General features: G+C 72.9%; 1 protein-coding gene. It reads right to left on the bottom strand.

Translation table 11 applies throughout. From position 1 onward, the window contains the following. Window positions 1-78: 78 nt before the first annotated feature. Window positions 79-1,314: a cytochrome P450 gene (locus ABZW03_RS40900; RefSeq protein ID WP_355269962.1), complete on the bottom strand. Its 1,236-nt coding sequence runs from the start codon at window positions 1,312-1,314 to the stop codon at window positions 79-81. Window positions 1,315-1,371: the final 57 nt, after the last annotated feature.

Below are 1,371 nucleotides of genomic sequence, written 5' to 3'. Positions count from 1 at the left end.
GCCCCCGCATCGCGGCGATCAGCCCGGTGTTGGTGCCGTGGGTCACCGCGTACACCGTCCGGACGCCGGCCGCCCGGATCACCGGCCTCGCCCGACCCGCCGCTTCACCGCCTCGCCGAGCAGCACCGGCAGCGTGCGGTGTCCGTTGGAGATCAGCGAGTCGACCGGCTCCAGCCGTGCGTCCGGGGCGAACGCGAGGTCGGGGAACCGCGCGAACAGCCGGCTCAGCGCGATGCGCCCCTCCAGCCGGGCCAGCGGCGCGCCGAGGCAGAAGTGCGGGCCGTACCCGAAGGCGAGGTGGTCCTTGACCGGCCGGGTGACGTCGAACGCGGCGCCGCTGTCCCCGTACCGCGCCGGGTGGCGTCCTGCGGCCGCGTAGCCGCCGAGGATCGGATCCCCCTGGCGCACCGTCACCCCGCCGGGCAGCTCGATGTCCTCCACCGCGAAGCGCAGCGGCAGGTGGGCGAGCGGGGCGTCCCGGCGCAGCGACTCCTCCACCACGTCGTCCCAGCCGGCCTGGCCCGCGCGCACCAGGGTGAGCTGGTCGGGGTGGGTGAGCAGGTTGGTGATGCCGTTGTCGATCAGGTTCACGGTGGTCTCGTAGCCGGCCGTGACGATCAGCAGAAGGGTGTCGCGCAGTTCCTCCTCGCTCAGTGCGGCGCGGCCGCCGTCGGACTCGGTGTCGCGGGCGGCGATCAGCAGGGAGGTCATGTCGTCGCCCGGCACGCGGCGCTTGTCGGCGATCAACTCCTCCAGCAGGGCCTGGAACGCCGCTCCGTTGGCCGCCGACTCCTCGGGGGTGAGGGTGGTGGCGAACACCTTGTCGACGATGTCCCGGAAGCCCTCGGTCACGTCGTACGGAAGGCCGAGCAGCTGGGAGACGACCCGGATCGGCAGCGGGCTGGCGAAACGGTCGCGCAGGTCCACCACCTCGCCGGGAGCGCTCTCGGCGAGGTCTTCCAGCAGGGCATCGGTCAGCGCTTCGACGCGCGACGTCATCGCGGTGACCTGTCGGGGTGTGAAGGCGCTGCTCACCAGTCGGCGCAGCCGCCGGTGGTCGGCGCCGTGCGCGTTGAACATGTTGCGCACGCTCACCCACAGGGCCAGTGGCCAGGTCCGCACCGCCTCGTCGAACGCGGGCCAGTGCAGCCGGCCGTCCTTGGAGACCCGGGGATCCTGGAGCAGTTCCTCCAGCAGCACGGGGTCGGACACCGACCAGGCCCGGACGCCCAGGATGTCGACCGGTGCGGCCGGGCCGCGGGCGAACAGCTCGGCGGTCTCGGCCTCCCGGGCATGGCCGGTCGGGTCGAGCACGATCGGGTCGAGCACGATCGGGTCCAGCACGATCGGGTCGAGCGCGATCGGGTCGAG

It is taken from the genome of Kitasatospora sp. NPDC004799 (assembly GCF_040609095.1).
Taxonomy (GTDB): Bacteria; Actinomycetota; Actinomycetes; order Streptomycetales; family Streptomycetaceae; genus Kitasatospora.
Note: the sequence above shows the minus strand (reverse complement) of the source record. Positions and strands in the feature narration are given on the sequence as shown.